Raw genomic sequence first — 13,132 nt, 5'->3', positions numbered from 1 at the left:
GCGATCAAACGAAGGCCTCACTTTTGGCGGACAGCTGGATGACGCCGTTGTCGGCCATCTTGCGGACCTCGGCGAGGATCTCCTTCTGCGCCGCCTCGACTTCGGCCAGGCGCACCGGGCCGCGTGCCTCCATGTCCTCGATCAGGATCTCGGCCGCGCGCTGGGACATGTTGCCGGTGATCTTGGCGCGGACCTTCTGGTCGGCGCCGCGCAGGGCCAGCGCCAGCTTGTCGGTGGAGACCTCGCGCAGCACGGTCTGGATCGCGCGGTCGTCCAGTTCGACCAGGTTGTCGAACACGAACATCAGGTCGCGGATCTGCGCGCTGAGCGGCTCGTCGATCTGGCGGATGTTCTCCAGGATCGTCTCGTCCTGGCCGGTGTCCATGAAGTTCAGGATGTTGGCCGCCACCCGCACGCCGCCGACGGTGGAGGACTTGAGGTTCTGGCTGCCGGCGAACTGGCGCGCCATCACGTCGTTGAGTTCGTTGAGCGCATTGGGCGGGATGCCGTCGAGGGTGGCGATGCGCAGCAGCACGTCGGCGCGCACGCGCTCGGACAGGCACTTGAGCACTTCGGCGGCCTGGTCCTCGTCCAGGTGGGCCATCACGATCGCGATGATCTGCGGGTGCTCGTTGCGCACCAGCTCGGAGATCGCCCGCGGCTCCATCCATTTCAGGGTGTCCAGGCCGGAGGTGTTGCGGCCGGCCAGGATGCGGTCGATCAGGCTGCCGGCGCGTTCCTCGCCGAGCGCCTGGTTGAGCACCGCGCGGATGTATTCGTCCGCGCCGGCGCCCAGCGCGCTGGGCTGGGCCAGGGTCTCCACGAAATCGTCGAACACCAGGCCGACGGTCGCGCGCGAGACGCCGCCCACGGACGCCATCGCCATGCCGAGCTTCTGCACTTCCTTCGCGCCCATGTGCTTGAGCACCTCGGCGGCCTGCGTTTCGCCCAGCGACAGCAGCACCACGGCGGCGCGCTGCACGCCGGTCAGCGGTTCCTTCGGCTCAGCCATCGACTTCCACCCAGTTGCGGATCACGTTGGCGACCCGCTTGGGGTCGTTGCTGACCGCCGTACGTGCCACCTGCAGTTTTTCGTCGAAGTCCATCGGTGCTTCCCTGGCGTCGTTGCCCAGGCGGACCGGGGCGGCGGGGGCGGACAGCGTGACCGGCACCTCGTCCTCCTCGATCAGCGTCGCCACCGCGGTGCGCGGCTTGACCGGCCCCATCAGCTGGCGCAGGGCGGGCCGCAGCACGGTGAAGATCAACGCCAGCACCGCCAGACCGCCCAGGGCGATGCGCAGCAGTTCCTTGGCGCGCGGGTTTTCCCACAGCGGCGTGCCGGCCGGTTCGTCCACCAGGTCGCGGGCGAAGGGTGCGTTCACCACGGTGACCATGTCGCCACGCTGCGCATCGAAACCGACGGCCTGCTGCACCAGCGATTCGATGCGGCCCAGCTCGGCCGCAGTGAGGGCGCGGGTGACCGCCTTGCCATCCTGGCCCGGCGGGCCGGGAATGTTGTCCACCAGCACCGCCGCCGTGACCCGGGTGATCCGGCCGGGCGCTTGCCGGGTGTGGGTCAGGGTGCGGTCGATCTCGTAGTTGCGCACCGCGGTGCGCGCGCCGTTGCTGTTCTGCGGCGCGGCGGGTGCCGGTGCCGGGTCGGCCGCCGCCGTGGCCGCTGCTGCTGCATCGGGCGTGTTGCTGGCGCTGCCGGGTACGCCTTGCGGCGGCTGCGCGGCGGCGAGGTTGCCGGATTCGGAAATCTGTTCGCTGCGGACGATCGCCGGGTCCGGCCCGTAGACCTCGCGCGCCTGCTCGGTCTGGGCGAAGTCCATGTCCACGCTGACCTGGGTGCTGACCCGGCCGGGGCCGGTCATCGGCGCCAGCAGTTCCTGGATGCGCTGCACGTAGACCGCTTCCTGGCGGCGCTGCTGCTCGAAACGCTTGGCGCCGATCGCCGCATCGCTGTCCGGATCGGTCTCCGACAGCATGCGGCCGAACTGGTCGACCACGGTGATGCTCTCCAGCGGCAACTGCGGGATGCTGTTGGACACCAGGTGCACGATCGCGTTGACCTGGCCGGTCTCCAGCACGCTGCCGTTGCGCAGGTGCAGCACCACCGACGCGCTGGCCGGCTCCTTCTGGCGGGTGAAGGCGCTGGGCTTGGGGATCGCCAGGTGCACGCGCGCTTCCAGCACCGGCCGCAGGTTGGCGATGGTGCGGGCCAGCTCGGTCTCCAGCGCGTGCTGGTAACGCGCGTTCTCCACGAACTGGCTGGTGCCGAAGCCCTGGTCGCCCTGCAGCGATTCGAAGCCGCCGCCGTTGCCCGCCGGCAACCCGGCGGAGGCAAGGGCCAGCTTCGCCTGCCCGCTCTGGTCGGTCGGCACCGCCAGCGCGCCGCTGACCGGATCGACGCGGAACGGGATGCGTGCAGTGCGCAGCAGGTCGGACGCCTCGCTGGTGGATTTCGCGTCCAGTCCGGCGAACACCGGCACGTAGTCCGGGCGCTGGGTCCAGAAGAACAGCCACAGCCCGATCGCGATCGCCGCCGCGACCAGCGCGAACGTGCCCATCTGGCGCACTACCGGGATGTCCTGCAATGGCCCCATCTCGCGCAGGCCGGCCAGGGGGTTCTTGGGAAGAATGGCGCTCATCGGTGCGTTCTCGGGAATGCTGGTCTGCGGCGTGCCGGGTTACGGAGGCCATGTGGCGAAAGCGTGCGGGCCTGTCGCCCGGCCAAGGCGATCGGCGCCGTCATATCGGCATGTTCATCACGTCCTGGTACGCCTGCACCAGACGGTTGCGCACTTCGGCGGTGGCCTTGAAGGCCACCGATGACTGCTGCATCGCGACCATCACCCGAGCCAGGTCCGCGCGCGGGTCGCCCATCTCGAACGCCTGCTGCATCTGCCCCGCGTGGTTCTGCGCGCGGCTGACGTTGTCGAGTGCGTTGTTCAGCGTTTCCGAGAAGCCCGGCCCCTTTATCCCCTCTGCCTGCCCGATGCCACCGGGGTTGATCGCACCGGGGCTGATCGCGTTGCCCGCCGGTGCATCGCCCAGACGGCCACCCGCGTGCATCTGGTGCGCACGGATCTGGGAGAGGATCGAGGAAATCGCGTCGGTCATGGCCGGGTTTCAGGCTGTCAGGTCAACTGCGCCTGACGATGCAAGCGGTGTGCCAGTGGCGCGCCGGGATTCCGGCATTGGTGTCCGGCAAAGGCCAAGGCATCGGATTCGATCTTTGGCGCGCTGCTGAATGCGCCCTGTGGGGTAGTTGCTCCTCCCCTCGATCGGCCATCCCTGGCCGACTCGGGGCCGCGGGCATCCATGCCCGCTCTACGCAACCACCCCGCAGGACGCCTTCAGCGGATCGTTGCGCTGGCTTCGGAAACATGGGGCGTCAGTTCAGACTGTGGTGGCAGCGCTTTGGTATCGGGGTTTTACCGGAGGGCATTTCGTTGTTTGACCCATTCCCCGGCAAGCTCAGATGGCAAGGCTTCAAAAAAGGCATTCCGCTTTGACCCTTGCCTCAAAAGTTCGGATATCTACGCGGGAGGCCGGTGCCGGGGGTATTGCGGAAAGCAGGCCATGGGTGAGCGCGGCCCGTTTGCGCGGCATCGCCGCGCGGGTCGCGTGAACGCCCGGCGCGCTGCGCCGGGCCGGACCGCGGAGCGGGTCTGCGTCCCCGAGTCAGGGCAGGACGCCCTGACCGAGGGGTGAGCAATCGCCCCCGGCACGGGCCTCCCTTCGCGCAACCTGCCGAAGCTGCTTTTTACGCACGCAGCGCTATTCATCGCCATGCAACAGTTAAAAGCGAAGGCGCTGGATTCCCGCCTTCGCGGGAATGACGAGAAAAACCAAGTCGCTCTAAACTGCGTCAGTCAATCCGGAACCGGTCGATCGGTTTGCCATCCACAGTCACCATGCCATCGCGGATGCACCGCTTGACCGCCGGATTACCGGCTTGTCCCATTCACTTCATGCCTCAGCGCTCGATGCCGTACTTGCGCAGCTTTTCCACGAGGGTGGTGCGTCGCAGGCCCAGCAGCGGGGCGGCGTGGGCGACCACCCCGTCGGCCTGCTCCAGGGCGGCGCGGATCAGTTCCAGCTCGACATCCGCGATGTGCGAACGCAGGTCCATGCCCTCCGCCGGCAACGTGGTACGCGGCGACAGGGTCGCGGCGGGGTGGGGCCCGTCCGCTGGCCTGTCGTCTGTCGGGTTCCCGGCCGGATCGACAGCGACGGCCTTCGGCGCGGGCTCCTCCGGCAGCTCCGGCATCCCGGCCCGGTAGCGCGCGGGCAGGTCGGTGGCGCGAACGATTTCTGCGGGATGCAGCACCGCCAGCCGTTCCAGCAGGTTGCTCAACTCGCGCACGTTGCCCGGCCAGGCGTAATGGCGCAGCACGTCCACCGCGCCTTCGCTCAGGGTGACCCGGCCGCGGCCGGCCTCGGCCAGCTGGCGGGTGATCGCGGCGATCAGGTCGGGCAGGTCGTCGCTGCGCTCGCGCAGCGGCGGCATCTCGATCGGGAACACGTTGAGCCGGTAAAACAGGTCCTCGCGGAACTTGCCCTCGGCGATGTGCGATTCCAGGTCGCGGTGGGTCGCGGCGATGACGCGCACGTCGCACTGGATGGTCTGGTTGCCGCCGACGCGCTCGAAGGTGCGCTCCTGCAGCACGCGCAGCAGCTTGACCTGCATCGGCATGCTCATGTCGCCGATCTCGTCCAGCAGCAGGGTGCCGCCGTCGGCCATCTCGAAGCGGCCCTTGCGCTGGGTCAGGGCGCCGGTGAACGCGCCTTTTTCGTGGCCGAACAGTTCGCTTTCCAGCAGCTCGGCCGGGATCGCGCCGCAGTTCATCGCCACGAACGGCTTGTCGTGGCGCCGCGAACGCGCATGCACGGTGCGCGCGGCGACCTCCTTGCCGGTGCCGGATTCGCCCAGGATCAGCACAGTGGTATCGAACGGCGCGACCTGGTCGATCATCCGCGACAGCCGCAGCGTCGCCGGGCTGCGGCCGGTCGGGCCGCCGGTGGAGTGCTCGCGTTGCTCGTCCTCGTTGATGCGCTTGAGGCTGGCGCGGCGCAGGGCTTCCTGCAATTGGGTGCGGCGGATCGGGTAGTCCAGCGGCCACAGCGTTTCCGGGTGCAGCGCGGCCCGCCAGGGCGCGTCGTCGGCGTGGCCGGTCAACAGCATCAGCGGTGGATGCAGCGGCTGGGCGGCGATCCACTGGACGAAGTCCGGCCAGACCGGGTCGTCGGCGACATCGCCCACGACGATCGCCACCCAGTCGCCGGGTCGCGCGCGCTTGAGGTCGATGTCGCCGGGTTCGGCCAGCCGCGGGGTGAAGTCCATGAACTCCAGCAACGTGGCGACGCGCTCGGCGCGCTCCATGTCGCTGTCGAGCACCAGAATGCGGGATTCACTCATGGCAGAACCTGGGTGGCCGGCTCGATGGCGAGGGTGCCGGCCAGCGCTTCCAGCAACGGCACCACGTCGTGGAGGTAGGACAGTTTGCTGACGAACGCATCCGCGCCGGCGCGCTGGGCGTGCTCGCGGTGTTCGGCGTCGTCGAAATGGCTGGCGATCACCACGTAGGGCGGCTCGTCCTGGGCCTTGATCAGGCGCGTGGCCTGCAGCCCGCCCATCTCCGGCATGGCCAGGTCCATCAACACCGCATCGGGGTGCAGCGCCTCGCACTGGGCGATCGCCTCGATGCCGTTGCCGGCCGAGCCGACCACGGTGATCCATTCCAGCCGCCGCAGGTGGCGTTTGGCCGCATTGATGAAACCTTCGTGATCGTCGACCAGCAGGACGTTGAGATTGCGCATCAGGTGCTACTCCGGGTCAGCCGGTGATGGCGGAAGGGGCCGGGCGCTGGCGTGAGCGCGCGGGACCGATGGAAAGCTGGTCGCGGTATTTGGCCACGGTGCGTCGCGCGATGCGCACGCCCTGGCGCTCGAGCAGACCGGCGATGGTGTCGTCGGCCAGCGGCGCGTGCGATGGCTCGGCGTCGATCAGGCGCTTGACCATCGCCTTGACCGCCGCACCGGACACCGTCGCGCCGTCCAGCCGCACCGCGAACAGGCGCTTGAGCTCGAACGTGCCGCGCGGGGTCTGGATGTACTTGCCGGTGGTGATGCGCGAGACAGTGGACTCGTGCATGCCGATCGCGTCGGCGACCTCGCGCAGGGTCAGCGGCGCGATGGCCTCGTCGCCGCGTTCCAGGAAGCCGCGCTGGCGCTCGGCCAGCACCTGCGCGGTGCGCAGCAGGGTGTCGTTGCGCATCGCCACGCCGCGCACCAGCCAGCGGGCTTCGTCGAGCAGGCCGCGCAGCGCGCTCTGGTCGCCCGGCGCGCCGGCCAGCGCGCGCTCGCAATGGGCGGCGACGCGGATGCGCGGTGTGGCGCGGCCGTTCAGGGCCACCCGCCATTCCCCGCCAAGAAAGCGCACCACCACGTCGGGAGTGATGTAGGCCGCGACGGCATCGGCGGGTTCCTCGATCGCGCTGGGGCTCAGGGTGAGGATCAGGCCGGCCGCGCGGTCGATCGCATCACGGGGCACGCCCAGCGCCTTGGCCAGCGCGGCATGGTCGTGCGCGGCCAGCAGGTCGATGTGGCGGGTCAGGATGCGGTCGGCAAGGTCGTAAGTGGCGGCCGCGCCGGCATCGGTGCGTCGCGCCTGCTGGCGTTGCCGGGCCAGTTGCGCGCGCAGGCACTCGGCCGCGTCGACGGCGGCCATGCCCGGCCAGGGGCCGTGCAGCAGGCGCAGGCGCACGGTCTGCAGGTCCTGTCGCGGGACGGACAGGGCATGCGCGCCGGCAAGGGTCAACTCGTCCAGCGGCTGCTCCAGATAGCCGCGGTCGTCGCAGTGGTCCAGCCACCACTGGGCCAGGCGCAGGTCGGCCAGGTCCCAGTCCAGCGTCAGTTCCTGCAGCAGGCGCACGCGTGGATCGGTGGAGCTGCCGGCGGCGATGCGGGCGATGCCGTCGTCGTCACTGCTGCCACCGCTGGACATCGGCGCGCTGTGCATCGGCTCGGGCAACTCGTCCCAGGCCGCGGCTTCCAGTGCAGCCACGTCGTCGTGGGCGTCGCGCGCGTCGATCTCGGTCTCGCCGACCTCGTTGTCCTCGTCCTGCTCCAGCATCGGATTGAGCGCCAGCGCCTGCAGCAGCTCCTGCTCCAGCTGCGGCGCCGTCAACTGCAGCAGCCGGATCGACTGCAGCAGCTGCGGCGTGAGATTGACGGTCTGCGCAAGCTGCGCACGAGCGACCTGTTTCACAGCTTCCCCCTTTCACCCATTCATATACCGGGCCATGTCCGGTTTCCGGCATGGCGAGTGGTATGAATCATGCATGAAGGAAGAGAGCCCTGTCCGTGACCTCGGTCAGTTGATGGCCGGAAAAGGGCACTGCGGCGGATGCTTCGGCCAGACGTCGGGTTTCCGTCGTTCCGGCAGGGGCATTTCGCGCGGGGACGCATTCGTCGCATGGGTGGTCGCGTTTGCCCTCATCCGCCCTTCGGGCACCCCGGATCGGGTCCGGGGCAGGCTCTTCTCCAGCAGGCGGGAGAAGGGAGTCCGGAGCCAGGACCGAGTTGGTGGTGATGCAATCCGCACCGGTCGCTCAGCGCGGGCGGCGGGACTCGGCGATCGCGCGCCGGTGCACGCGGAACAGATGGCGTTCCAGCGCGGCGGACAGTGTGGGCGGCAATGACTGGAAGCGCAGCCACAGGTGATGGCCGTCCCCGTCGGCGACGCTGGCCAGCACGGTCGCGGGCAATTGCAACGCTTCCGGCAACCAGTCGCAGGGCTGCACCCGGAACATGCCGACGGTGCCCGGCGTCGCCGTGCTTGCGGTGGCGGTGTCCACGGCCAGGCACACGCCCAGCGCCGACCAGCGGATCGGTTGCGGCGGGTCGTGCGGCTCCTGGCTGTTGACCAGGGTGGCGACCAGCGCGGTCAGCAGGTCGAGCTTGGCTTCCACCCGCTGCATCGCCAGTTCCTGCGTGCTGCGCTCCTCGCCGTCCTCGTTGCGGCTGTCCTCGACCACCGCGATCGCGCGCAGCAGGGCATCGCTGCGCAGGCAGGCCACGCGCAGGGCGTTGGCATCCAGCGCGCCGGGGACGAAGGTCGCCGGTCGGGTTTCCTCGCACGCCAGAGTGTCGCCGAATACCAGTGCGCGGGCGTTGTCGGCATTCATCTTGCGCTGCCGGTCTGGTAGGCCTGCACGCTGCGGCGGTTGCCTTTCAGTCGCTGCAGCGCATCGGATGCGTCGGTGCGCGCGGTCTGCAGTTGTTCCAGCAGCGCGCGTTGCTCGGCCAGCAGCGCCTGCCAGCCGGAATAGTCGTGGTCGGCGGCGCCTGCCTTCTCCAGCGCAGCACGGACATCGCGCTCGTGGTGGGAGATCAGGCCCATCGCGGTTTCCAGGTCGTCGGCTTCCAGTGCCTCGCGGATGGCGGCGGCGGGCAGGGTCGGGGTCACCATCGCATTCACTGCTGGGTGCCGGTCGTGGCGGCCGGCTGGCCCGGGGCAATCGCGCACCAGGCGGATTCGATGTCACCCAGCAGGCTGTCGATCTCTTCCAGCGGCGCGCGGTCGTTGCCGATGTTGGCTTCCAGCAGGCGGCGCTGCGCGTAGTCGTACAGCGCCTGCAGGCCATCGGCGATCTCGCCGCCGGCCTTCATGTCGAGCGCGCCGTTGAGGCCACCGATGATCGCGCTGGCGTCGCTGATGGCCTGCGACTTGCGCGGCAGGTCGCCGCGTTCCAGGCAGGCGATGGCCAGGCGGGCGCGTTCGCGCGCACCGGCCAGCATCAGGGCAACCAGCTGGTGCGGACTGGCGTCCAGCACCGCGCTGTTGACGCTGGTCTGGCGGTACTGGTTGGCGTAGTTGCGGGCGCTATGCATGGCGGTCTCAGGATTGTCTGAGCTGACTGATCTGGCTCAGCTGCTGGGTGAGGAAGCTGCTGGTGCTCTGCATCTGCGACACCATCATGTCCAGCGCCGTGAACTGGCGCGTGTAGCGGGCTTCGACGTCGCTGATACGGCGGTCGAACATCTCGCGCTCCGTCTTGAGCGATTTCAGCCGCGAGTTGAGCGCATCGGTGCGGCCCTTGATCATGCCGTCGTCACCCAGGTAGGACTTGAGCGCGGCGGCCATCGGCTTCTGCAGGGCGCCCTCGTCGCCGAGCAGGCGCTGTACGGCTTCGGGGTCGGCGGCGATGACGGTATCGAACTTGCTGCCGTCCAGGCTGAGCGAACCGTCGACCCCGGTCTTCAGGCCCAGCTCGGCCAGTTGCGAATAGTTGGCACTGATCGTGCCGCGCAGGCTCTGGGTGATGGTGCGCGGCGCGGAGTCGCCGCTCAGGGCGGCGCCGGAGCTGTTCTCGCCGCCCGCCGCGCTCTGCGTGCGCAAGGCGCCCAGGGCGGTGTTGTAGGCGCTGATGAAGCTCAGCATGCTGGCTTTCAGCGGGCTGGCGTCGGAGGTCAGCGACAGCGAGAACGTCTCGCCCGGCCTGGCCTTGGTCAGGTCGATGGTGATCCCGTCGATGACCTCGTCCAGGCGGTTGCTGCTGCCGGTGTGGAGGATGCCGTCGATCTCGATCTGCGCCTGATTGCCAGGATCGGCGACCTTCAGGGTGCCGCCTTCAGTAGCAAGTACGCCCAGACCATCGCCAGTGGTGGTGATCTGCATGCGGCCCTCGCTACCGGTCTTGGTCGAGGCCAACACCAGCACGTCGCCATCGTCGCCGCGCACGAGGGTGGCGGTCACGCCCTTGCCGCCGGCCTGGGCGTTGATGGCGTCGCGGATATCGGCCAGCGAACCCTTGCCCTCGGCAATCTCCACCTCGATCGCCTCGCCGACGCCGACCGTGATCGACAGGCTGCCGTGGCCGAGCTGGGTGTCCTTGGCGACGGCGGCGGATTGCAGTTTGTGGGCGGTGGCCAGGCTTTCCACCGAGATCTGGTAGCTGCCCAGCGCGGCCTTGGTGTTCGCCGTCGCGGTGAAGCCCGCGTCCGTGCCGAGAGTGACCTTGCGGCCCAGCGACGCGTCGGTGCCCTCGAACTTTGCCAGCGTGCTCTGCAGCCCGGCCAGTCCGCTGGACAGTTTTCCGAACGCGGAAATCTGCGCGGTGGCGGTGCTTTCGATCCGGTTGAAACGCGCATCGCCGGGAGCGCGCTCGGCCGCGACCAACTGCGGAATCAGCCCGCTGAGGCCGGCGGAAAAACCGGGATTGGAAATGGTAGCCACGTGCGTCTCCTTGGGGCGATCTGACCGGCCAGTCCGGTTGATCCAACGGCATCAAGCAAGAAGCGTTCCGGTGGATTGTCGGCGCTTCATGCGCGCCGCCCCTGCGATGTAGATAACGGCAACGACGGGCCAACCTTTAGCGGTTCCGTGATCGGCATCACCGTGGTTGCCGTGGACCGGCCGCTTGTCTCCCGCTCCTTCCCATCCCGCTGGCGGGAGATAGGGAAGTGGGCATAGGAGCGACATCAGTCGCGAATGCGTTGACGCCCGATTTCGCCGTGCATTCGCGACTGACGTCGCTCCTACGTGGCGATGCCATGGGCAGAAACAAAAAACCGGCCAGTGGCGGGAGCCACTGACCGGTCGGGGTGCTCCCAGGGGAGGAGCGATCAACGCAGCAGGCTGAGCACGTTCTGCGGCACCTGGTTGGCCTGGGCCAGCATCGCAGTACCGGCCTGGGCCAGGATCTGGGTGCGGCTCAGGTTGGCGGTTTCCTTGGCGTAGTCGGCGTCCATGATCCGGCTGCGGGCTGCGGAGAGGTTCTCCGAGCTGGTCTGCAGGTTGGTCACCACCGACGAGAAGCGGTTCTGCACGGCACCGAGATCTGCGCGACCGTCGTTGACTTCTTTCATGGCGGCGTCGATTTGCTTCATCGCCAGTTCGGCGCCGGCGTAGGAACTGATATCGAGCGTCGCGATTCCGGTGTGAGTGGCGTCTGTGGAGACCGCAGCTCCTGCGCCGTCGAAACCCGTGAGAGTGCCGTCATCGGTGCCGCCCATAGTGATGGTCGCGCCGGACGAAAGCTCGAGTTTGCCCGTCGACTCATTGATTCGTGCGTTGACACCGGTTTCGGTCGAGACGTGGTTGATCGCATTCGCCACCTGCGCAGCTCGCTGCGACGCGGTGCCGACCGCGTCTAGCGGACCAATATCAGTGCCGTTGATGGTCAGCGAGCCGGCAACGACTGCGCCGGTCCCGAGGCCCGAAATCCCGCTCGACTCGGCGGTAGAAACACTGATCGTGCCACCCAGTGCAGCGATATTCGCGTCGATCATCGAGTCGACCGTGATGGTGTCACCCGCGTTGGCGCCGACTTGGAACACGAACGAAGAGGCGTCGCCGTTCAGGAGCTTGGTGCCGTTGAAGTTAGTGGTGTCGGCGACACGGTCGATCTCGCTGAGCAGCTGGTTGACTTCCTTCTGCAGAGCTGCGCGATCGTCGCTGGAGTTGGTGGCGTTCGCCGACTGCACGGCCAGCTCACGGATGCGCTGCAGGTTGTTGCCGATCTCGCCCATCGCGCCTTCGGCGGTCTGCGCCAGCGAGATGCCGTCGTTGGCGTTGCGGGCGGCCTGGTCCATGCCGCGGATCTGGGTGGTGAAGCGCTGCGAGATGGCGAGGCCGGCGGCGTCGTCCTTGGCGCTGTTGATACGCAGGCCCGAGGAAAGGCGCTGAATGGTCGTGCCCAGATCGGCGCTGTTGGCGCCGAGGTTGCGCTGGGCGTTCAGCGACATCACGTTGGTGTTGATGACAGACATTGTTTTGGTCTCCTGAAAGGGATGCCGGCGGTGCGCCGGTTAGCTCGCAGGGGCGTCCCGTTTGGGTGTTGTCCGCTGCTGAGAAAGGTAACGGCAAGCGCCGGAGAAGCTTTAGGAAAAAACTTGCAGTTCAGCCGATTTTGTTGAACAGCGAGAGACCCTGGATACGCAGGGTCACCTGCTGCGCGGCTTCCAGCGCGGTGAGCTGCATGGTGAATTGGCTCGCGGCTTCGGCGTAGTTGACGTCGCGTAAACCCGACAGCGTGGTCTCCAGCGAGAGGCTGGTGGCGATACGACTTTCCGCGGCAGCATCCAGCGCGGACAGGCGGTTGCCGGTGCTGGCGCGTGCGCCGATCAGGTGCTCTTGCGCGCTGGTCAGGTCGCCCAGTCCGGCATTGAGTGCGTTGGTGCGGCGGGCTGCGTCGGCGGGAGAGCCGCCGGGCGCTTCAAGTGCATCGGCAAGGGATTTCAGGGTGGCGAAAATGTCGGCCTCGGGCGCGCGTTGCACGCTGAAACTGTCGCCCGGTTCTGGGCTGCCATCGAGCTTCAGCTGTACTCCGCCGGCGCTGATGGTCTGGCCGTTTGCCCAGCTCCCGGTGGCGACTTGGTTACCGCTGCCGTCGAGCACGCGGTAGCTGTCGGAGGCGGTGAATTCCACCGTGATGCCGCTGCCGTTCCATGCGCCGTGATTGGTGACACTGGCCGATTGCAGGATGCCGCTGCCGGTGTTGGCCGTGCCGGCGCTGCCGCGGACCATCCCGTCGCCGGTCGGCATGCGCATGAACAAGGCGCTGCCGGGGTCGGCGTCAGCGAGATTCAGGCCGGGGGCGACGACGACGTTGTTCTGGCCGTCGTTGCCGGCATAGACGACGGTGCCGGCGTTGTCGGCGAACGGCACCACGCCGTCGCGGGTGCCCGCGAACAGGGCGCGGCCGGAGCCGTCGTTGCTGTTGGCGATCGAGATCAGCTCCGCGCGCAGGTGGCGCAGTTCGGTCGCGATGGTCTTGCGGTCATCGGCCGAGAGCGTCGGCGTATTGGCCTGCACGATCAGGTCGCGGGCGCGGCCGACACGGTCGTTCGCGCTGGTGAGCGCGTGCTCCTGCAGGTTGAGGCGGCGGTCCAGGTGGCCGGCGCTGGTCTTGTAGCTGTCCAGCGCGGCCAGGGCGTGGTCCAGTCCCTGCGCGGTGGACGCGGCGGCGGGGTTCTGGCCGGCGTGCGAGTACAGCCGGCCGGTGGTCATCTGCTCGTGCGTGCGGACCATCTCGGACTGGCGCTGCAACATGCTCTGCAGGCCCTGGGCGTACATGCCGGCGGTGGAGATTCTCATGCGGTCGACCTCGTGATGCGT

12 protein-coding genes are annotated in these 13,132 nt (G+C 68.2%); all 12 read right to left on the bottom strand.

The annotated features are described in order from the left end of the window. Positions 1-4 precede the first annotated feature (4 nt). Complete coding sequence (fliG, locus tag N792_RS08800; protein WP_036194351.1) at positions 5-991, bottom strand: flagellar motor switch protein FliG; 987 nt, start codon at positions 989-991, stop codon at positions 5-7. Positions 992-1,004: 13 nt separating this feature from the next. Then, positions 1,005-2,654 carry a flagellar basal-body MS-ring/collar protein FliF gene (gene fliF, locus N792_RS08795; RefSeq protein ID WP_036194184.1) on the bottom strand — a complete coding sequence of 550 codons (1,650 nt, stop codon included), beginning with the start codon at positions 2,652-2,654 and terminating at the stop codon, positions 1,005-1,007. A 100-nt stretch (positions 2,655-2,754) separates the two neighbouring features. Continuing rightward, positions 2,755-3,126 carry a flagellar hook-basal body complex protein FliE gene (fliE, locus tag N792_RS08790; protein ID WP_036194182.1) on the bottom strand — a complete coding sequence of 124 codons (372 nt, stop codon included), beginning with the start codon at positions 3,124-3,126 and terminating at the stop codon, positions 2,755-2,757. A gap of 859 nt (positions 3,127-3,985) precedes the next feature. After that, a complete protein-coding gene (locus N792_RS08785; protein WP_036194180.1) occupies positions 3,986-5,428 on the bottom strand; it encodes a sigma-54 dependent transcriptional regulator in 1,443 nt (480 codons plus the stop codon). Then, a complete protein-coding gene (locus N792_RS08780; protein WP_036194178.1) occupies positions 5,425-5,829 on the bottom strand; it encodes a response regulator in 405 nt (134 codons plus the stop codon). Before N792_RS08780 ends, N792_RS08785 begins: the two co-directional genes overlap by 4 nt. Before the next feature lie 16 nt (positions 5,830-5,845). Beyond that, the gene (rpoN, locus tag N792_RS08775; RefSeq protein WP_036194176.1) at positions 5,846-7,279 is read right to left on the bottom strand and encodes an RNA polymerase factor sigma-54; all 1,434 of its coding nucleotides are present in this window, start codon (positions 7,277-7,279) and stop codon (positions 5,846-5,848) included. Positions 7,280-7,622: 343 nt separating this feature from the next. Further along, positions 7,623-8,198 carry a PilZ domain-containing protein gene (locus tag N792_RS08770; RefSeq protein WP_036194175.1) on the bottom strand — a complete coding sequence of 192 codons (576 nt, stop codon included), beginning with the start codon at positions 8,196-8,198 and terminating at the stop codon, positions 7,623-7,625. Further along, complete coding sequence (locus N792_RS08765; protein ID WP_191150473.1) at positions 8,195-8,479, bottom strand: hypothetical protein; 285 nt, start codon at positions 8,477-8,479, stop codon at positions 8,195-8,197. The genes N792_RS08770 and N792_RS08765 overlap by 4 nt, the downstream gene beginning before the upstream one ends. 8 nt (positions 8,480-8,487) lie before the next feature. After that, entirely contained in the window at positions 8,488-8,904 is a 417-nt protein-coding gene (gene fliS, locus N792_RS08760; protein ID WP_036194171.1) for a flagellar export chaperone FliS, read from the bottom strand. 7 nt (positions 8,905-8,911) lie between these two features. Beyond that, entirely contained in the window at positions 8,912-10,249 is a 1,338-nt protein-coding gene (fliD, locus tag N792_RS08755) for a flagellar filament capping protein FliD (protein WP_084105608.1), read from the bottom strand. A gap of 389 nt (positions 10,250-10,638) precedes the next feature. Beyond that, positions 10,639-11,784 (bottom strand): flagellin, encoded by a 1,146-nt coding sequence (locus N792_RS08750; protein WP_036194168.1) that lies wholly within the window; start codon positions 11,782-11,784, stop codon positions 10,639-10,641. Positions 11,785-11,914: 130 nt separating this feature from the next. Continuing rightward, on the bottom strand, positions 11,915-13,111 hold the full coding sequence (gene flgL / locus N792_RS08745) for a flagellar hook-associated protein FlgL (RefSeq protein ID WP_036194166.1): 1,197 nt from the start codon (positions 13,109-13,111) through the stop codon (positions 11,915-11,917). Positions 13,112-13,132 lie beyond the last annotated feature (21 nt).

This window comes from Lysobacter concretionis Ko07 = DSM 16239 (assembly GCF_000768345.1).
Lineage (GTDB): Bacteria > Pseudomonadota > Gammaproteobacteria > Xanthomonadales > Xanthomonadaceae > Novilysobacter > Novilysobacter concretionis.
The sequence above is the reverse complement of the archived record's forward strand: the minus strand, read 5'-3'. Positions and strand labels throughout refer to the sequence as shown.